This window comes from Mesorhizobium sp. M0904, assembly GCF_040319475.1.
GTDB lineage: Bacteria > Pseudomonadota > Alphaproteobacteria > Rhizobiales > Rhizobiaceae > Mesorhizobium.
Genome location: NZ_JAMYOC010000002.1, coordinates 242,010 through 259,993, shown reverse-complemented (window position 1 = coordinate 259,993; position 17,984 = coordinate 242,010). Strand labels below are relative to the sequence as shown.

The window sequence follows — 17,984 nt, the reverse complement described above, 5'->3', positions numbered from 1 at the left end:
GCCTAGCCCTCGCCCATTGAAGAGGACACCAACGGCCGCGCGTGAAGATAACGTGCGGCGCGCCGCTTGCTGTCGATATCCTTGAAAACCTTCTGGACCTGCGCCTCGGTGAGGCCGGTTGCCTCAGCGATCTCTTCGCTGGCTATCCCGTGGTTCAAGCCGTAGAGGCATAGATCCATCAAATAATAAGGCAGCGCGAAGTAGAACTCCTCCTGACTCTGCGGCATCGAGAAGGTGTCCGTGGTGGGCGGTCTTCGCCGGACCTCTTCCTCCACCCCAAGATATTCCGCCAATTGATAGACCTGGGTCTTGTAGAGGTGGACGATTGGCATCAGGTCGGCAATTCCGTCGCCTTGCTTGACGAAGAAGCCCTGGTCGTACTCCAGGCGGTTCGGCGTGCCCGCTACCGCGTAGTTGAGGCGGTCGGCATGGTAGTATTCGGTCATCTTCCGCAGGCGCTGCTTGTAATTGGTTGCCGCGACGATCTGCAGATAGGCTGCCGACGGCAGACGCACCGTGTCGGTCCTGCCCTCAGGGTCCTGAACCGTGAGGCGCGTGATGTTGAGACCGTTGCTCTCGAGAACCGAGGCGAGCACCAGCTTGCATTTCCAGCCGTCCCCATATTCGGGAACGACAGTCTTGATTGCTTCGGTCTGCCGTCTGTAGGCGCCGATCGCTTCGAGGGCCGGCGTTATATCCTCCAGGACCGTATCGATACCAAGCTGCGCGGCGACGGTGCGGCCGAGCCTTAGCGAGTCGCCGGAGGAATGGCGCTCCGGCATGAATATCCCGAGGACCTTGTCTTTTCCGAAGGCGCGAACACACAACGCCGCGACGACTGAGCTGTCGATGCCGCCTGAGAGGCCGACAACCACCCCTCGACGTCGCAGCGTGCCAAAGACCTGCTGGCGCAAGATCTGGACGATGCGATCGACTTCCGCGCCAGCGTCGAGCACCAGGGCGTCCTTGCCGAATGTTGAGATCAGGTCGATGGCTTGTACTCCAGTTTGCGAGACTCGGTTGGCGAATAGGTTTGCGCCACCGCTTTCTCGATAAGGGGACGGTTGGTGGCGAGGTGAGGCTCTATGACCAAGTCGATATGGGTGCCGACGATCGGAATCACGTCCAGATGGGCGAAAACGCGATCCCAGCCGATGGCCAGAGTCATTCCCGGTCGAGCACAGCGAAACAGGGTGCCGGTGATCGGCAGCGCCGGCTTCGGCTCTGTCAGCCATTGGAAGAAGGCCCGTGCCCGCAAAACCTCCTGCAGTTCCAGTTTGGTTCTAAAGCTCGTCGCATTGAATTGTCCCTGAGCGTAGCGATCGAGAAACCGGACCAGTTGCGCCTCTCGCCGCATTTTCACGGCGACTTTCGCGAGGGCGCGGCAAGCCATCCGGGAAGCGGATACGCGGTTGGTCCGGATTCGATTGAATGTGCGCGTAAACGTCTCCAAGTAGGCGCTTCGCTCGCCGACGAGGCTGGTGTCGAGTATGCCGAGGAACTTTACAGTTCGCCCCGCGGCCAGCAGCCGCGCCGCAACTTCGAAAGCAACAGCCCCGCCGAGCGAATGGCCAAGAAGTCGTATGTTACCCGAAGGTTGAGTGCGGCGGATCTGCTCGACGGCGGCATCGGCCATGTCGGCGAGGCTGTTTTGCCCGCGCAGTATCAGAGCCAGGGCGGGATACCTGATCGGGGCAACGCGGGTGACCTTGCCCATCGCTGCTGCAAAGGCAGCAAGGCTCGGGCCATAGCCGACCGACCCCGGGAACAGAAAAAGAATGGGAGGATCGTGCTTCTCGGCGCGCGCGCTTTGGTCGCCTGCCTGTGCAGACACGACCGCCTTGACCATTTCGTCCAGGCTCATCCCGACGGTGAAGGCCTCAAGACCGAGTTCCTGCCCGATAGCGCTTTCGATTTCCATGACGCAGTGCAGCAGCTTCAGTGAATCTCCTCCGGCGTCGTCCCAGCGCCCTGCCGCCACCCGCGTATTAAGAATGCTGGTCCATGCCCGCTGGACGACCTGCTGCGCCGTCAGCTTGCCTCGCGGCTCGAGCGGACGCTCGATCGCTGCCGTCTCTCTGGCTGAAAGATCCATGTCTGCAAGTGTCGTGATGTCGACTTTGCCGCTCGGCAGACGCGGCATCTCGGCGATCGTGTGCAACCGCAGGGGACGCAGCGGCGGCGGCAGATTGGACCTGACAAGCTGGCGAAGCTCGTCTGAAAAGGCCGCTTCGGCCGAGCGCCGAGGAACAACAAAGGCGACAAGCTCATTCGCCGCAGCCACGATTGCCACAGCATCCGCAACAGAGGGTGCGCAACGCAGCACCCGTTCGAGTTCGGCTGGCTCGACGCGTCGACCATTGATCTTTACCTGGCGCCCCTTGCGACCGACGATGTGCAGTAGGCCTTGGTCATCAAGTCGAACGAGGTCACCCGTCGCAAAAATCCGAAGGCTTGGATCGTCCGGGTCTGATGTTGCCTGCACAACCGCCCCGTCCTCCCAATGGCCAAGCAAGACATAGGGGCTCCTGATCAGAAGCTCTCCGCGGTGCCCGGGTTGAACGCGGCGGCCCGCTTTGTCGACAATTGCAAAGGTGATGCCAGGCAGTAGCCAGCCAACTGGAACCGAATCTCCATGCTCCGGCCAGTCTCGCGGCAGGAACCATTGCGAGCCCGTGGTCTCGGTTGACGAGTAACCGATCTGGATGAGGCACGTATCGGAGACGGTCTTGCGCAGCAGGGCGATGTCGCTCCACGGCACCTTCTCGCCACCGATCCGGGCGACTCTGAGTGAATGAAACGCTTCCGCAGGTCCGTCTGCCATAAGCGCGCGAAGCAGTGCCGGCACCAGATAGGTGATTGTCACGCCCGCGGATCGCACCAGACGTTGCACGGCGCGCAAGCCGACCGCTTCGACTTCGACCAGATGCAAGGTGGCGCCGGTGAGAAGAGCCGCAAGAATTTCCCGGCACCCGGCGATTGTGGCGGGTCCGGTCAATGGCAGGAAAACATCATCCGAGTTGATGTGGCATGCATCGACATATTGCTGGACCCGGCACAGCAAGCTGCGCTGGCTGTTAACGATGCCTTTGGGCCGGCCCGTGCTTCCTGACGTATAAAGCACGATGGCGGGCGCATCGACCGAGGCGGAATAAGACTGAGGCACTTGCCCACCCTGCGAGGCCGCACTGGTCGACACATCGATCCAACTGACCCGGTGAGGCAAACCGTCGGGTCGGATATTGCCCTCGCCCAGAATAGCTGAGAGTCGCGCCCCGGCCACGATTTCAAGAATCCGCGAACCAGGATCTCGTGCGTTGAGCGGCACCGAAGGGCGCCCAGCCGCCATGCTTGCCAGCATGGCGATGGGATACCAGGCTGAGTTGGCCTGAAGAATCCCTATCGCCTGTCCATCTGGGACGGCCGCCGCGATCTGGTAGGACAGCGTCTCGACTGACCGGAGAAGCTGGGAATAGGTCAGACGATTGGCGCCGTCGCTGATCGCAAGCTTGTCGGGGTACTGACGGACGATATTTCTCAGGTGCTCGAAGGCCGCAATGTTGGTGAAATCGGCACCCAATCTTTGAAATGGGCGCAGTACGGGACCACCCTGATCCAGTGCGTATTGTGGGACACTTGACCAATTATCGGAGGTCGTTGTCTGACAATCCACCGCTAGATCCTGATCCGCGACTTCTGATCCCAAATATGCCGAAGACATGAGTTGCCTACGCTAAGATTAGGATCACTTATCGCCCCCCGCCCCGATCTTTTCATCGATCATTCTGATGATGCCCTTCGCCTGTTTCGCAAGCCGCGGGCCGAGCCAATCATGCCGAGCTCGCTGGCCGCCGTGGTGCGCATGACACGGCGAGCACTGGCGTTTGTGCCAAGTTGGCAACGCCTGTTGGACACATGCCAAGGCGGGATCGAAGACAAAGGTGGGTTGAAGACGGAATTGCGGCTACTCAGGCATATTGCCTATTCTGTGTTTCTCCCGGGCGATACAGGCGATGCTTCGGTGTCGGAATAGCTGCCGGGGGCGAAACAATATGCATAGATTTGTCCCCGATTTTCGTCGGTCACGCGAATCCAATCCTTTTCCCACGTTCGGAAGGTAATACGCCCGCCCGTCATCATAGCTGCGGCTCTGAACGGACTCGGCGCATTGACAACGCGCACCGATATAACATCGTCGCCGTCCATACGCTCGACGAGATACGTCTGCATGAAAGCCTCCCCATGCCCCGCTAGACCACCCGCACTTTAACGACGGCTAATCAATCCGGTTGCAACGTGTTTTGCGAAACTTGGAGGCGATAGTTTCCATACCCACCGGCGCCGGGGGTCCCTCCCACTCCGTATCCGTCAGATTTTTCAGCGACGGGAAGCCAGTACAGGTTAAGGCAGGCTGATTCCGGCCATGCCGGCCTTCATGACCACTGCGCCGTGTCGACGATCCGTTGGAGCAGAAGGCCTGGTGCTGCAACGTCAATCGTATTTGGCCAGGAAGCGCCCGACGGCGGCGAGGCAGTCGTGCTTTTCCTCGGCATGCGGCATGTGGCTGGAATTCGGGAAGACCAGGCCTTCGACGCGCGGGATAAGATCCAGAAAGGGCTGGACGCACGCCTCGGTCGCTTCGTCGTAGAAGCCGCGGAAAACCAGGGTCGGCGCCTCGATCCGATGCAGGCGGTCGACGATGGTCCAGTCCCCGCATCGTGCCGATGACGTGGAACTCATTGGGAACATTCATGGTGTGATAGACGGTCGGATCTTCCTCGATTGCCGCAAATGTCCGGGCGACCATTACACCGCGGCGCTGCGTTCCGCCGTGCCGATACCCGGCATCGACCGGGCGCGGCGCGGCCGGCTGGTGCTCAAGCGTGACCTGCCCAGCCCGATGAACCCACCCTCGGGGTGCCGGTTCCACGCCCGTTGCCCAGCTGCCACCCCGATCTGCCGCAGCGAGCGCCCGCTTCTCCAAAGCATTGGCGAGGGCCGCCTGGTCGCGTGCCATCATCCAGCCGACGGTTGATTAGGGGATTCTCGTTCAACGATATCCGGACCGTCAGCCGCAATCGTTGCTTCGGCGAGAATAGGGGCCGATCTGGACGCCGCACGATCCGGCGCTATGTTGCGCTTCGGCGGCCGGGCATCGCGGATGCCTAATACTAAAGTAACTGTTCTCGCGTTGCAGAGCGATGCTACGATTTGAAGGACGGTGGCCGTACAGCGCTGCGTGATTTTGCGCTGGAGAGGATGGAATATGGGAGGCCACTCTTCGTGCCGCAGCAGGCAGCCGCCGACATGTTGCTCGGTTGTCGACCATAAGGGAGGAAGTCACCAATGAAGCTATCGTACCTGGTCTCGGCCGCGCTTCTTGCAGCGACTGCGATGCCTGCCGCAGCCGCCGAGATTTCCGACGGCAAGGTCAAGATCGGCATTCTCAACGACCAGTCGGGCGTCTATGCCGATTTCGGCGGCAAGTGGTCGGTCGAGGCCGCCAAAATGGCGGTCGAGGATTTCGGCGGCAAGGTGCAAGGGGCGCCGGTCGAGATCGTCAGCGCCGACCACCAGAACAAGCCGGACATCGCCTCCAACATTGCCCGGCAGTGGTATGACACCGAACAGGTCGATTCCATCATGGAACTCACCACCTCCTCGGTGGCGCTCGCCGTCCAAGGGATTTCCAAGGAAAAGAAGAAAATTGATATCGTTACCGGCGCCGCGACCACCGAGCTAACCGGTAAACAGTGCTCGCCCTATGGCTTCCACTGGGCCTACGACACGCATTCGCAGGCAGTGGGGACCGGTGGCGCTCTCGTCCAGCAAGGCGGCGACAGCTGGTTCTTCGTCACAGTCGACTATGCATTCGGCTATTCGCTGAAGGAGCAGACCGCAAAGTTCGTCGAAAGCCATGGCGGCAAGGTGGTTGGCGAGGTGCGTTACCCGCTCGGCTCGACCGACTATTCATCCTTCCTGCTGCAGGCGCAATCGTCGGGCGCCAAGGTCATCGGCCTGGCGAATGCCGGCCTCGACACCTCCAACTCGATCAAGCAAGCGGCCGAATTCGGTATCGTGCAGGGCGGTCAGCGCCTTGCAGCGCTTCTCTTCACGCTGGCCGAGGTGCATGGGCTCGGTCTCGAGGCGGCGCAAGGCGTGGTGCTGACCGAAGGCTTCTACTGGGATCGCGACGACAAGAGCCGCGAGTTCGCCCAGCGGTTCTTCAAGCGCACCAACCGCATGCCGAATATGATCCAGGCCGCCACCTATTCAGCGGTGACACAGTATTTGAAGGCGATCGACAAAGCCGGCACCGATGGAACTGAGGCGGTCGCCAAGGAATTGCATTCGATGCCGGTGAACGACGTCTTTACGGCGAACGGCAAAGTGCAGTCCGACGGCAACATGGTTCACGACATGTATCTTTATCAGGTCAAGTCGCCGAGTGAGAGCACCAAGGAGTGGGACTATTACAAACCCCTCGCCACGATCCCCGGCAACGAGGCGTTCCTGAGCCCCAAGGAGAGCGGCTGTCCCACGGCTGGCGAGTGATTGGCGGACCGATGGAACCGCCCGAACCGAGTGAGCCGCGGGTGGTGCTTTCCGCCCGCGGTTTGCGGCGCGACTTCGCCGGCTTTGTTGCGGTCAGGAATGTCGATCTCGACCTCTACCACGGCAATATCCACGCGCTGATCGGACCCAACGGCGCCGGCAAGACCACCGTGTTCAACCTGCTCACCAAGTTCCTGCCGCCGACCAGCGGCAGGATCGAACTGCTCGGCCACGACATCACCCGCACCTCGCCGGCCAAGGTCGCGCGGATGGGGCTGGTGCGCTCGTTCCAGATATCGGCAGTGTTTCCGCATCTCAGCGTGCTCGACAATGTGCGCGTTGCATTGCAGCGACCGGGCGGGCTCAGCGTTCAGTTCTGGCGCTCGCTATCGGCGCTCGATAGATTGACGCCGCGCGCCGAGGAGCTTTTGCGGTCTGTCGGTCTCGACGATGCCAAGAACAGGCCCGCCGCCGATCTCTCCTATGGCAGGAAACGTGTGCTCGAGATCGCCACGACGCTGGCGCTCGAGCCGAAAGTGCTGCTGCTCGACGAGCCGATGGCCGGCATGGGGCATGAGGACGTGCGTACGGTTTCCGACATCATCCGCTCGGTTGCCAGGGATCGCGCCGTGCTGATGGTCGAGCACAATCTGACAGTGGTGGCCGATCTTTGCGACTGGATAACCGTCATGCAGCGCGGCGAAATCCTTGCCGCCGGCGACTACCCCACGGTCAGCCGCGACGAGCGGGTGAGGGTCGCCTATATGGGCACCGCCGATGACTGACGCCGCGCCGCTTCTTGCAGTCCGCGACCTCAACGCCTGGTATGGCGAGAGCCATGCGCTGCACGGCGTCGATCTGGAGGTCTTTCCAGGTGAAACTGTGACGTTGCTGGGCCGCAACGGCGTCGGCAAGACCACGACATTGCGCGCCATCATCGGGCTAATCCGCCAGCGGACCGGCCAGATTTTTTTCGACGGCAAGGATCTGATGCGCCTGCCATTGCACCGGACTGCGCAGCAAGGCATCGGCCTGGTGCCGGAGGAACGCGGCATCTTCGCGACGCTGACCGTGGACGAGAATCTGGTGCTGCCCCCGATCGTCGCCGAAGGCGGCATGAGCGTGGAGGAAATATTCGATCTTTTCCCCAATCTGAAGGAGCGCCGTAACAGCCCCGGCACCAGGCTCTCGGGCGGCGAGCAGCAGATGCTGGCGATTGCGCGCATGCTCAGAACCGGCGTGAAAATGCTGCTTCTCGATGAGCCGACCGAGGGCCTGGCTCCGGTCATCGTGCAGCGCATCGGCGATCTGCTGGCGACGATGAAAAAGCGCGGTATGACGATCCTGCTGGTCGAGCAGAATTTCCGCTTTGCCAGCCGCGTCACCGACCGTTTCTACCTGATGGAGCACGGCAAGGTCGTGGCGGCCTTTCCGGTCGGCGAACTGCCGGATCGCATGACGCTGCTGCATGAAGTGCTGGGTGTATGATGGCGCCATGACGATGATCTTCGGAATACCCGTTCAGGCATTCCTCGGCCAATTGCTGGTCGGCCTCATCAACGGCTCGTTCTACGCAATGCTGAGCCTGGGCCTTGCTGTCATATTCGGCCTGTTGCGCGTCATCAATTTCGCTCACGGCGCGCTCTATATGCTCGGCGCCTTCATCGGCTACCTGCTTCTCACCCGGTTCGGTATCGGCTACTGGCCGGCTTTGATCCTGTCGCCGCTGATCGTCGGCGGCTTCGGCATCGTGGTCGAGCGCCTGGCGCTGTCGAGGCTTTACGACATCGACCCGCTCTACGGGCTGCTTTTCACCTTTGGCCTCGCGCTCGTGCTCGAAGGGGTATTCCGTTACTACTATGGCGTATCGGGAAGTCCTTATTCCGTGCCGCCGCTGCTGTCCGGCGGCACCAATCTCGGCTTCATGTTCCTGCCCAATTATCGCGGCTGGGTGGTGGTAGCCTCGATGATCGTCTGTTTCGGCACTTGGGCGCTGATCGAGAAGACCAGGCTGGGCTCCTATCTGCGCGCGGCAACGGAGAACCCCGGCCTGGTGCAGGCTTTCGGCGTCAACGTGCCGTTGCTGCTGACCCTTACCTACGGCCTCGGCGCCGCTCTTGCCGGGCTTGCGGGGGTTCTCGCCGCGCCGATCTATCAGGTGAGCCCGCTGATGGGATCTGACCTCATCATCGTCGTTTTCGCCGTTGTCGTGGTCGGCGGCATGGGATCGATCCTCGGGGCGATCGTCACCGGTTACATGCTTGGCCTCGCCGAAGGCTTGACCAAGGTTTTCTATCCCGAAGCCTCCAATCTGGTGGTCTTCGTCATCATGGCGATCGTGCTTCTGGTCCGGCCAGCCGGCCTGTTCGGAAGGGATGCCTGAGATGGCCGAACTGACCCTTCGCGAGACGCGTGCCAAGAATTCCGCACGGCTTGAATGGGCGCTGGTCGGGCTCGGCATCCTGGCGCTGCTGGTGGCGCCTTTCTTCGTCTATCCGATCTTCCTGATGAAGATGCTGTGCTTTGCGCTGTTTGCCTGCGCGTTCAACCTTCTGCTCGGCTACACCGGCCTGTTGTCCTTCGGCCATGCGACGTTCTTCGGCGGGGCGGCCTATTTCACCGCATACGCGGTCAAGGTCTTGGGCTGGCCGCCGGAAGCCGGCATCCTGCTCGGCGTCCTGGGTGCCGCGCTGCTCGGCCTTGTGATGGGCTTCTTTGCCATCCGCCGGCAAGGCATCTATTTCGCCATGATCACGCTGGCGCTGTCGCAGATGTTCTTCTTCTTCTGCGTGCAGGCACCGTTCACCGGAGGTGAGGACGGCATCCAGGGCGTGCCGCGTGGTAGGCTGCTTGGAATGCTCGACCTGAACGTCTCGATCAACATCTATTATTTCGTGCTGGCAGTCTTCCTCATCGGCGTGTTCGCCATCTGGCGCATCATCAACTCGCCTTTCGGCATGATCCTGCGTTCCATCCGGGAAAACGAGAGCCGGGCCATTTCGCTGGGCTATTCCGTCGCCAACTACAAGCTGGCGGCTTTCGTCATGTCGGCGACATTGGCCGGGCTGGCCGGCGCGCTCAAGGCGATCGTTTTTCAGTTTGCCACGCTCACCGACGTCACCTGGCAGATGTCGGGCGAGGTGATCCTGATGACGCTCCTCGGCGGCATCGGCACCATGGTCGGGCCGATCATCGGGGCCAGTCTGGTCGTCGGCCTGGAAAACACGCTCGCCACCTCGAGTTTTCCGGTGACCATCGCCACCGGCCTGACCTTCATGGTCTGCGTGCTGGTTTTCCGGCGCGGTATTGTCGGTGAGGTCTATGCGCGGTTTCTCGGGCCAAAGGGTAACGGGAAAGACTGAACGGCTCAGTTCCGCCTCGCTACGCGATGCGTAAGCCTTGCGCGTCGAGAAGCACGCAGCCCAGAGGATCGAAGCAGACATCGACCATTTCGCCTTCACGCAGCGGCTGGCCGTCGATCAGCGTGTTGGCGCGCACCAGCGTGCCGGCGCCGATGTCGATCTCGTAGACCGCATTGCCGCCCAGATAGGAGGTCGAGACTATCCGTCCCGCCAGCCTGTTGGCAGCACCGACGGTACCGACGGTAAGCTTCTGCGGGCGAACGACGACGGTGACCGCGCTGCCGGTCGCGAGCGCCTTCGGCGCGGCCGCCTTTACGACATGGCCGCTGGCCAGCGCGATCGTCGCCATCTTGCCGTCCATCACAGTCACGCTGCCGGGCAGCATGTTGGCCTTGCCAAGGAAATTGGCGACGAATGCGGTGGCCGGCTGGTCATAGACCTGCGCGGGGGAGCCGATCTGCTCGATCAGGCCGGCATTCATGACGACGATGTGGTCGGACATCGACAAAGCTTCTTCCTGGTCGTGCGTCACGAAGATAGCGGTGATGCCCGTCTCCCTCTGGATTTTCTTGATCTCGACGCGCATGTCCTCGCGCATGTTGGCGTCGAGTGCCGACAGAGGCTCGTCCAGCAGCAGCACTTCCGGCTCGAAGACGATGGCGCGGGCCAGTGCGATGCGTTGCTGCTGGCCGCCAGAGAGCTGTGATGGCAGCTTTGTCTCACTGCCGGGCAGCCGCACCATGTCCAGCGCCTTCTTGACCCGGCGCACGATTTCCGGTTTCGGCACGTTTCGATATTTCAGGCCGAATGCGACGTTGTCGAAGACGTTCTTGTGCGGAAAGAGCGCGTAGTTTTGGAACACCAGACCAATGTTGCGCTTGTAGATCGGGATGTCGTCGACCCGTTTTCCGCCGATCGAGATCTGGCCGCTGGAGATGTCGACCAGGCCCGCGATCGATCGCAGGATCGTCGTCTTGCCGCAGCCGGACGGCCCGAGCAAGGTGACGAAACTACCCTTGCGGATCGCCAGTGAAAAATCGCGCACAGCGGCGAACTTGCCGTAAAAAATATCGATGTCGCGAAACTCGACCGCAGGCTTTCCTGTCGGCTGTCTCTCACCTTGGGCGAGCGGGTCGCCAGCGGCCCCGGCCGAAGCCGGCCGGGGCTGCTGGTCGTGGCTGTTGTCGTCATGCACCTTTCGACACCCTGTCCCATTGCTTGGTCCAGGCGTCTTCGTTCTTCGCCCAGTAGAGCGGATCGGCGAAGGTCAGCGACTTCATCGATCCGGTCGGATCGAAGGCCGGAAGTGCCGCGATCTTGTCGGTCAGCTTCACCTTGGTCGGGTCAAGCGATGGCGGATAGTTCTGGCCCTCGGCGACGGCGATCGACGTTGCCGGATCCAGCATGAAGTTGATCAGTTCCTCGCATTCGGCCATGGGCGAACCCTTGAGCACCAGCATGTCCTCCATCCACGCGTATGAGCCGGCAGGGTCGAGATAGCCGATTGGCTGGCCCTGCTGCTGCAGGGCGGCGACACGTCCTGACCAGGCGTCGGTGACGACGATCTCGTTTCGCGACAGGAGGTCCATCAGTTCCGCGCCGGAACTCCAGAACTTCTTGGCCAGGTCGCGGGTCTCGCGAACCTTGGCCCAGATGGCATCCATGTCCTGGATGTTGTTGGGGTCCTGTTTCGTCTGCAGCGCCGCATACCAGACGCGCGTCGTCATATCGGCGTAGCCGCCGATCTTGCCGGCATATTTCTTGTCGGTAAGCAGGTTGGCGCCCTTTTCCTTGGCTTCCTCCGGCGAGATGACCTTGTTGTTGTAGGCGATGCCGGTGGTGCCGTAATCATAGGGCACAGCCGACAGCTTTGGCGTGATCTTGCGGAACGGCTCGATCATGGCGGTCAGCACATTTGCCATGTTCGGGATGTTCGCCTCGTTGATCTCCGAATTGAAACCGCCATTGACGTATTTGATGTAGTAGTTGACGCCGGAAGAATGGACGATCTGGAAGTCGCCCGGCTTCGACGTCTTGATCTTGGTGATGATCTCGTTCTCGTCGCCAAAGGTGCCCTGGACGACCTTGACCTTGGACTTGGCGGTGTAAGGCTGGAACGCGTACTTATCGATCGCTTCCTGCACCACGCCGCCCCATCCGTCGAAGCGCACTTCCGAAACCGCGGCCAGCGCCCGTCCCATCCAGGGCATGGAAAGCCCGGTGGCGGCGGCAGCGGCGGCCGTCAGCGTCAGGAATGATCGCCGGCTGATGTCGCCATCGGCATAGCGCTCATTCAGCCGTTCCAGTCGTTTGGTGGTTGTCACTTTCATTTCCGTTCTCCCATTTTCATTTTCACTTGCCTGCCTTGAACCAGGTGAGGCTTTGCAGGATGAGCCCGCCAGCCAAGGGAATGCCGACCGTCAAAAGGATCATGACGGTTCCGAGCGCGTTCACCTCGGGGCTGATCGAGATCTTCAGCATCGAAAGGATTTGCGTCGGCATGGTCTCGACGCCCGCCGGCCGCCAGAACAGGCTGGCCGAAGTGTTGTCGAACGAAATGGTGAAAGCGAGCAGGACGCTGGCAAGCACTGCGGGAATGAGCAGCGGCAGCGTAATCTCGCGGAATGTCGACACACGCGGCGCCCCGAGCGACAGCGCCGCCTCCTCATAGGAACGCTTTATGCCGACCATGCGCGCCTGGACGATCAGCACCACGTAGGGGAGCGTGAGCAGAATGTGGCCGAGCACCAGCAGCGTCATGCTGCGCGGCTGGTCGACGGCTTTGATCATGACCAGCAGGCCGACGCCGAGTATCGTTTCGGGGACCAGCGCGGGAAGAATGACAAGCGTGTTGATCACCTGCTTGCCACGAAACTCGAAGCGCACCAGCGCTAATGCCGCCATGATGCCGAGCAGTGTCGTCACCGTTGCCGTTACCAGGGCAATCCACATCGATGTCCGGAAGGCGTCGAGAACCGGCTCGTTGGTGAGCAGCTTCTCATACCACCGCAGGCTGAAGCCGGTGAGGGGAAAGCCGCCGAACATCGAGGCGTTGAAGGAAAGCACGACCGTGGCGAGGATCGGCGCAAACATGAAGATGTAGACGCACACCGTGATCGCGCCGGTCAGCCGCCAGGCCCATCTGCCTTCGCGATCGGGATGATCCGCTCTCATGCGCTGAGGCCCTTCATGATCTGCGACAGGCCCATATAGCGGCTGTAGGCGGCCGCGGCGGCGCCGAGCAGGACGAACAGGACGATGGAAAGCGTTGCCCCCATCGGCCAATTGAGCTGCCCCATAATGGTATCGTAAATCAGGTTGCCGAACAGCGCATCGCGGCTACCGCCGAGCAACTGCGGCGTCACATAGGAACCGGCCGCCAGCACGAAGCAGAGCAGCAGCCCAGCGCCCAGCCCCGGCATCGATAGTGGCAAGGTCACTTCGCGGAACGCCTGCGCGCTGGTACAGCCCATCGAGCGCGCGGCGGCGATCAGCGTGCGGTCGATGCTTTCCAGGCTGACATAGACGTTCAGGATCATGTAGGGCAGCAGAAAATGCAACAGCCCCATGATGACGGCGCCCTCGGTGTAGAGCATCGGCAACGGCTCGTTGATGACGCCCAGCCTGATGAGCGCCACGTTGATCAGCCCCTGTTCGCCGAGGATGTGGATCCACGAGAACGTCCGGATGGTGAAGCTGATCCAGAACGGCACGATGAGCAGCAGCAACAGCAGCCATTTGTGCCTGAAGGTCGTGGCCCAGATGAAATAGGCGGGGAAATAGCCAAGGATCGCGCAGATCACCGCGGTGATGGCGCCGACGCGAACGGTCTTCCAAAGAAAGCCGTGATAGTAGCTGTCGGTGAGGAATTCCTTCCAGTTATCGAAGGTCAGCACCGCCGACTCAACTCCGGCGGTGACGAAGGTGAAAAACGTGTAGACCGTCATCATCGCGATCGGCAGCAGCAGAAGCAGGGTAAGCAGTATAAGCACAGGCGCGACGAGGACCCAGGCCAGTCGCTGATCGTATAATTTCCACCCTTTGGTCACGACCCGTCCACACCAATTTATGTGCAAGCCGCCATCACCGGGGCTCGGCTCGGGACTAGATTGGGCGATCGGCGTTCAGGTGTCCACTCTGCATGTGACTCCAGCACAAACTCTGTGCAGGGCCACCGGTTGACCCTCGCCCTGCCGGATTCAACAAATTGCCCGGCGTTCCGCCTGCGCATTGATTAAATCAGCTATCTCGATATACAGGGTAAATTTCGAATATGGATTTCGCGTGGGCCGGGCAATTTCATGAGTCGCAATTTTCTGGTGATTGAACCTGAGGAAGGCATTGCCGTGCTCAAAGGGCTTGCCTCCTCGGCGCGGATCTCGATGCTGAAACTGCTGCATGAAAAGGGGCCGATGAATATCAACGAAATCGCCGCCGTGCTGTCGCTGCCGCAGTCGACCGTCTCAACCAACATCCAGGTGCTGGAGGATGCGGGGCTGATCCGAACCGAGAACCTGAAAGCGAAGAAAGGCAGTCAGAAAATCTGTTATCCGACGGCCGAAGAAGTGCTTGTCGTGTTCAAGAGCGAATACCGTGCGGTCAAGAACGATGCGATCGAAGTGTCGATGCCGATCGGGCTTTACACCGGCTTTGAGGTTACCGCGCCCTGCGGCCTTTGTTCGCCGGACGGCATCATCGGCTTGCTCGATGTGCCGAACACTTTCCTTGATCCGGATCGCATGAAAGCCGGTTTGCTGTGGTTCACGCGCGGTTTTGTCGAATACCAGTTCCCCAACAATGCCAAGCTCGCCAATGCCGAGATCACCGGACTCGAAGTGGCGATAGAGCTGTCTTCGGAAGTGCCGGGCACCAGCGCCGATTGGCCCTCGGACATCACGCTGACGATCAATGGTGTCGATGTCGGCACCTGGACGTCGCCGGGGGATTTCGGCGACAAGCGCGGCGTCTTCACGCCCTCCTGGTGGAAGCTCAAGGGCTCGCAATACGGCAAGCTGAAGAACTGGCGAATTGCCAATGACGGCACCTATGTCGACGGTCTCAGGATTTCCGAAACCGGCCTCGCCGCTCTCGATCTGAAGAGCCATCATTCAATCCGCGTCCGTATCGGCGTCAAGGACGACGCCGAGCGCCCCGGCGGGATCAACATTTTCGGCAAGGGCTTTGGAAACTACGATCAGGACATTCTGCTCAGGATCAAAACTGGTTGATATCATGAAATCGGGTTCTGAAGATAACGCAGCAACTTCAACTGTTTGGCTTTCTGCTGTGCCAAAGCGTTGGTCTAATTGTCCTACATTTGGGCATTTTTGACTTGACGAAGGGTTGCCAGTTCCTCTTTGATATCGGGCAAGGTGATTTAAATCATCATTTGTGATATCGATGGGAGGAATGCATGAAGGCAGCCGTTACGGCACATCCGCATTTTGTTGTCTCGGAGATCGATCCGAGACTCTACGGATCCTTCATCGAGCATCTCGGGCGGGCAGTTTACACCGGCATCTATGAGCCCGGCCATCCGACAGCGGATGCCAACGGCATGCGTCAGGACGTCATCGATCTCGTCAGGGAACTCAATGTTCCGATCGTCCGCTATCCCGGCGGCAATTTCGTCTCAGCCTACAATTGGGAAGACGGCATTGGCCCCAAGGAAGAGCGCCCGGTGCGGCTCGACCTCGCCTGGCATACGTCGGAAAGCAACGAAGTCGGCCTGCATGAATTTGCCGATTGGTGCACCTGCGCCAACACCGAGATGATGCTTGCCGTCAATCTCGGCTCGCGCGGCCTCGACGAAGCCCGCAACCTGCTGGAGTACGCTAACCATCCCGGCGGCAGCAAATGGAGCGACAAGCGCATCGCCAACGGCCGCAAGGAGCCCTTCGACGTCAAGCTCTGGTGCCTCGGCAATGAAATGGATGGCCCCTGGCAGATCGGCCACAAGACCGCGGACGAGTATGGCCGCTTGGCGCATGAGACGGCCAAGGCCATGCGCGCCTTCTCCAAGTCACTCGAACTGGTGGTCTGCGGCTCTTCGAACGCCAAGATGCCCACCTACCCTGAATGGGAAGCGACGGTTCTCGACCATACCTACAACGAGGTCGACTACATCTCGCTGCACATGTATTTCGACAACGAAGCCAACGACGCTCCGAACTATCTCGCCATGAGCGAAAAGCTCGACGCCTACATTGTCTCGGTCGCCGGCGTCATCGACTATATCAAGGCCAAGAAGCGCTCCAACAAGCAGGTTTACATCTCGTTTGACGAATGGAACGTCTGGTACCATTCCAAGGAGCAGGACAAGAAGATACTCGGCGGCAGCGACGGTTGGCCGTTCGCCCCGCCGTTGCTCGAAGACATCTATAATTTCGAGGATGTGCTGCAGGTCGGCCTGATCCTCAACACCTTCATCCGCCGTTCCGACGTCGTCAAGATCGCGTGCCTGGCACAACTGGTCAATGTCATCGCGCCGATCATGACCGTTCCGAATGGTCCGGCATGGCGGCAGACGATTTTTTATCCCTATCTGTTTGCTTCCAACTATGGCCGCGGCAATGCGCTGGATCTCAAGGTGGAAAGCCCGACCTACAGATCCAGCGTTGCGGGCGACGTCGCCTATGTCGATGTTGCCGGCGTGCACGACAGGCAAACCGGCCACGTCACCTTCTTCGCCGTCAACCGCCATTCGAGCGAGGTAATCGAAACAGTGGTCGACCTCTCCGGCTTCGGGGCGGCGGAGATCGTCGATCACCAGGTGATGGCACACGCCGATCTGAAAGCCGTCAATTCGGCCGAAAACCCTGGCAATGTCAGCCCCAGGAAGGGTGAGGGCGCCGAAGTCGCCGGCGGCAAACTAAACCTGTCGCTGCCGGCGTATTCCTACCAGTTCATACGCCTGAGGCTCTGAGTTCGGGCGGATCATCGAGAAAGCGCAAACGCTGAGGAGGAGCGTCGACGTGACGGCCGATATCGAGATCAGGAACGTGAGCAAGCAGTTCGGTGCCATGACGGTGCTGGATCATCTGTCGCTCTCCATAAGGGCACGCGAATTCATCGTGTTCCTGGGGCCGTCCGGCTGCGGAAAATCGACGCTTCTTCGGATGATCGCCGGTCTTGAAGCTGTCGATAGCGGCGAGATTGCCATCAACAACGAGCGCATCGATCATCTGCCGCCGGGCAAGCGCGGCATTGCGATGGTGTTCCAGTCCTATGCGCTTTATCCGCATATGACGGTGCGCGACAACATGGCCTTCGGCCTTGCGAATATCGGCGTACCAGGCAAGGTCATCGAGGCGCGCATCAACGAAGCCGCCCGCATCCTCGAAATGGCGCATCTGCTCGATCGCAAGCCGGGCCAGCTCTCCGGCGGTCAGCGGCAGCGCGTCGCGATCGGCCGTGCGATCGTCAAGGAGCCGAAGGCCTTCCTGTTCGACGAGCCGCTCTCCAATCTCGATGCGGCGCTGCGCACCCGAACCCGCATCGAGCTTGCCCAGCTTCACCAGCGGCTGCAATCGACGATGATCTTCGTCACCCACGACCAGGTCGAAGCAATGACGCTGGCCGACCGCATTGTCGTCATGAACAATCGCAAGATCGACCAGATCGGTACCCCTATGGAGATCTACGAACGCCCGGCGACCAAATTCGTCGCGGGTTTCGTCGGCGCGCCGGCGATGAACTTCGTCGATGCGACACTCGACAGATCGGGCAAGAACGCCACGGCCAGATTTGCGGACGGCATCTCGGTGCAGACCGAGATCGCCTCCAGCCAATTGACCGATGGCAACTACACTTTCGGCATCCGTTCGGAAGACGTGCGCATCGTTGCCGCCGGACAGGGCAATGCCGACGGCGTCGTCGATGTGCTCGAGCGGCTCGGCGAACGCACCCTGATCTACGCGCGGCTGGGCGATGGCCAGCAGATCGTCGGCTCCGATGCCGGCAACAGCCGCGTCGCCGTCGGCGACAGAATCGGGCTCGCCTTCGACGGCCAGAAATCGCATCTGTTCAACGAGACCGGCCGCGCCTGGCATGCGAGGGAGGCCTGAG

16 protein-coding genes and 1 pseudogene are annotated in these 17,984 nt (G+C 60.7%); 9 read left to right on the top strand and 8 right to left on the bottom strand.

All coding sequences use genetic code 11. The features are described 5' to 3' along the window. Positions 1 to 2: 2 nt before the first annotated feature. The 4 genes and pseudogenes from nadE to NKH80_RS03725 form a co-directional block, all read right to left on the bottom strand. On the bottom strand, positions 3 to 986 hold the full coding sequence (nadE, locus tag NKH80_RS03740) for an NAD(+) synthase (protein ID WP_352989855.1): 984 nt from the start codon (positions 984 to 986) through the stop codon (positions 3 to 5). Beyond that, positions 983 to 3,721: an AMP-binding protein gene (locus NKH80_RS03735; protein WP_502900902.1), complete on the bottom strand. Its 2,739-nt coding sequence runs from the start codon at positions 3,719 to 3,721 to the stop codon at positions 983 to 985. The genes nadE and NKH80_RS03735 overlap by 4 nt, the downstream gene beginning before the upstream one ends. A gap of 260 nt (positions 3,722 to 3,981) precedes the next feature. Continuing rightward, the gene (locus NKH80_RS03730) at positions 3,982 to 4,230 is read right to left on the bottom strand and encodes a hypothetical protein (RefSeq protein WP_254819531.1); all 249 of its coding nucleotides are present in this window, start codon (positions 4,228 to 4,230) and stop codon (positions 3,982 to 3,984) included. Between the two features lie 261 nt (positions 4,231 to 4,491). Continuing rightward, positions 4,492 to 4,804: pseudogene (locus tag NKH80_RS03725) on the bottom strand (proline iminopeptidase-family hydrolase); the annotation flags it as partial. On the opposite strand from NKH80_RS03725, the gene NKH80_RS03720 reads away from it, so the two are divergent. From NKH80_RS03720 to NKH80_RS03695, 6 genes are all read left to right on the top strand, one after another. Next, entirely contained in the window at positions 4,730 to 5,035 is a 306-nt protein-coding gene (locus NKH80_RS03720; protein ID WP_352989713.1) for an oligopeptide/dipeptide ABC transporter ATP-binding protein, read from the top strand. The pseudogene NKH80_RS03725 and the gene NKH80_RS03720 sit on opposite strands and share 75 nt — an antisense overlap. Positions 5,036 to 5,346: 311 nt before the next feature. Beyond that, positions 5,347 to 6,555 (top strand): ABC transporter substrate-binding protein, encoded by a 1,209-nt coding sequence (locus tag NKH80_RS03715; RefSeq protein ID WP_352989711.1) that lies wholly within the window; start codon positions 5,347 to 5,349, stop codon positions 6,553 to 6,555. Positions 6,556 to 6,566: 11 nt separating this feature from the next. Then, positions 6,567 to 7,340, top strand: coding sequence for an ABC transporter ATP-binding protein (locus NKH80_RS03710; RefSeq protein WP_352989708.1), 774 nt, complete (start codon positions 6,567 to 6,569; stop codon positions 7,338 to 7,340). Continuing rightward, entirely contained in the window at positions 7,333 to 8,043 is a 711-nt protein-coding gene (locus NKH80_RS03705; protein WP_352507224.1) for an ABC transporter ATP-binding protein, read from the top strand. The genes NKH80_RS03710 and NKH80_RS03705 overlap by 8 nt, the downstream gene beginning before the upstream one ends. 7 nt (positions 8,044 to 8,050) lie before the next feature. Beyond that, the gene (locus NKH80_RS03700; RefSeq protein ID WP_352507223.1) at positions 8,051 to 8,938 is read left to right on the top strand and encodes a branched-chain amino acid ABC transporter permease; all 888 of its coding nucleotides are present in this window, start codon (positions 8,051 to 8,053) and stop codon (positions 8,936 to 8,938) included. Between the two features lies 1 nt (position 8,939). After that, positions 8,940 to 9,917 carry a branched-chain amino acid ABC transporter permease gene (locus tag NKH80_RS03695; protein ID WP_352507222.1) on the top strand — a complete coding sequence of 326 codons (978 nt, stop codon included), beginning with the start codon at positions 8,940 to 8,942 and terminating at the stop codon, positions 9,915 to 9,917. A 19-nt stretch (positions 9,918 to 9,936) separates the two neighbouring features. Here NKH80_RS03695 and NKH80_RS03690 read toward each other — a convergent pair whose 3' ends face one another. From NKH80_RS03690 to NKH80_RS03675, 4 genes are read right to left on the bottom strand one after another with little or no spacing between them, the layout of a single operon-like run. Beyond that, positions 9,937 to 11,112 (bottom strand): ABC transporter ATP-binding protein, encoded by a 1,176-nt coding sequence (locus NKH80_RS03690; RefSeq protein WP_352507221.1) that lies wholly within the window; start codon positions 11,110 to 11,112, stop codon positions 9,937 to 9,939. After that, positions 11,105 to 12,247, bottom strand: a complete 1,143-nt coding sequence (locus NKH80_RS03685; RefSeq protein WP_254819524.1) for an extracellular solute-binding protein — start codon at positions 12,245 to 12,247, stop codon at positions 11,105 to 11,107. The genes NKH80_RS03690 and NKH80_RS03685 overlap by 8 nt, the downstream gene beginning before the upstream one ends. Before the next feature lie 22 nt (positions 12,248 to 12,269). Continuing rightward, a complete protein-coding gene (locus tag NKH80_RS03680; protein ID WP_352507220.1) occupies positions 12,270 to 13,091 on the bottom strand; it encodes an ABC transporter permease in 822 nt (273 codons plus the stop codon). Beyond that, positions 13,088 to 13,966, bottom strand: a complete 879-nt coding sequence (locus tag NKH80_RS03675; protein WP_254819522.1) for an ABC transporter permease — start codon at positions 13,964 to 13,966, stop codon at positions 13,088 to 13,090. Before NKH80_RS03675 ends, NKH80_RS03680 begins: the two co-directional genes overlap by 4 nt. A 252-nt stretch (positions 13,967 to 14,218) precedes the next feature. Between NKH80_RS03675 and NKH80_RS03670 the strand changes: the two genes are divergently transcribed. The 3 genes from NKH80_RS03670 (at position 14,219) to NKH80_RS03660 (ending at position 17,983) form a co-directional block, all read left to right on the top strand. Then, on the top strand, positions 14,219 to 15,145 hold the full coding sequence (locus tag NKH80_RS03670; protein ID WP_352507219.1) for an ArsR/SmtB family transcription factor: 927 nt from the start codon (positions 14,219 to 14,221) through the stop codon (positions 15,143 to 15,145). A gap of 185 nt (positions 15,146 to 15,330) precedes the next feature. After that, positions 15,331 to 16,842: an arabinosylfuranosidase ArfA gene (gene arfA, locus NKH80_RS03665; protein WP_352507217.1), complete on the top strand. Its 1,512-nt coding sequence runs from the start codon at positions 15,331 to 15,333 to the stop codon at positions 16,840 to 16,842. 49 nt (positions 16,843 to 16,891) lie between these two features. Then, positions 16,892 to 17,983 (top strand): ABC transporter ATP-binding protein, encoded by a 1,092-nt coding sequence (locus NKH80_RS03660; RefSeq protein WP_352507216.1) that lies wholly within the window; start codon positions 16,892 to 16,894, stop codon positions 17,981 to 17,983. The last annotated feature ends 1 nt before the right edge of the window (position 17,984 follow it).

What these genes read in the sequence shown, in the direction of transcription:
- arfA (WP_352507217.1), top strand. Translation starts at nt 15,331, where the DNA reads ATGAAGGCAGCCGTTACGGCACATCCGCATTTTGTTGTCTCGGAGATC.
- NKH80_RS03715 (WP_352989711.1), top strand. Translation starts at nt 5,347, where the DNA reads ATGAAGCTATCGTACCTGGTCTCGGCCGCGCTTCTTGCAGCGACTGCG.
- NKH80_RS03710 (WP_352989708.1), top strand. Translation starts at nt 6,567, where the DNA reads ATGGAACCGCCCGAACCGAGTGAGCCGCGGGTGGTGCTTTCCGCCCGC.
- NKH80_RS03700 (WP_352507223.1), top strand. Translation starts at nt 8,051, where the DNA reads ATGACGATGATCTTCGGAATACCCGTTCAGGCATTCCTCGGCCAATTG.
- NKH80_RS03670 (WP_352507219.1), top strand. Translation starts at nt 14,219, where the DNA reads ATGAGTCGCAATTTTCTGGTGATTGAACCTGAGGAAGGCATTGCCGTG.
- NKH80_RS03735 (WP_502900902.1), bottom strand. Translation starts at nt 3,721, where the DNA reads ATGTCTTCGGCATATTTGGGATCAGAAGTCGCGGATCAGGATCTAGCG.
- NKH80_RS03730 (WP_254819531.1), bottom strand. Translation starts at nt 4,230, where the DNA reads ATGCAGACGTATCTCGTCGAGCGTATGGACGGCGACGATGTTATATCG.
- NKH80_RS03695 (WP_352507222.1), top strand. Translation starts at nt 8,940, where the DNA reads ATGGCCGAACTGACCCTTCGCGAGACGCGTGCCAAGAATTCCGCACGG.
- NKH80_RS03685 (WP_254819524.1), bottom strand. Translation starts at nt 12,247, where the DNA reads ATGAAAGTGACAACCACCAAACGACTGGAACGGCTGAATGAGCGCTAT.
- NKH80_RS03705 (WP_352507224.1), top strand. Translation starts at nt 7,333, where the DNA reads ATGACTGACGCCGCGCCGCTTCTTGCAGTCCGCGACCTCAACGCCTGG.
- NKH80_RS03680 (WP_352507220.1), bottom strand. Translation starts at nt 13,091, where the DNA reads ATGAGAGCGGATCATCCCGATCGCGAAGGCAGATGGGCCTGGCGGCTG.